This window comes from Parafrankia sp. Ea1.12 (assembly GCF_900465275.1).
GTDB lineage: Bacteria > Actinomycetota > Actinomycetes > Frankiales > Frankiaceae > Parafrankia > Parafrankia soli.
The window spans coordinates 1-277 of the sequence record NZ_UBIZ01000690.1 but is presented as its reverse complement, the minus strand read 5'-3'; the positions used below and the strand labels follow the sequence as shown (position 1 = coordinate 277).

At 60.3% G+C, this 277-nt stretch carries 1 pseudogene; it reads right to left on the bottom strand.

Going from position 1 to position 277, the window contains the following annotated elements:
• A pseudogene (locus tag FMEAI12_RS40430) lies at positions 1–98 on the bottom strand (IS5/IS1182 family transposase); the annotation flags it as partial.
• Positions 99–277 lie beyond the last annotated feature (179 nt).

Genomic DNA, 277 nt, shown 5'->3' with positions numbered 1-277 from the left:
CCACCACCCTGGTGGCGGGTCTCGAACCGGGGCAGCAGCGGTTCCACCAGCTCCCACAGATCGTCCGGGACCAGCCGCAGAGCGAGGCTGCTCTCCATCACATCCATGATCAGATATGTACCCGCAGAGCCGCCACACAAGACACGCCCTTAGGGCCTGTTCTGAGTCTGGATCACAATCGGGGTGTTCGTCCTTCGTGTGGGTGTTTCGGCTGGTAGCACAGTGGTATGACGCGTGGTGATCTGACCGATGGTGAATGGGAGTTGATCGAGCCGTA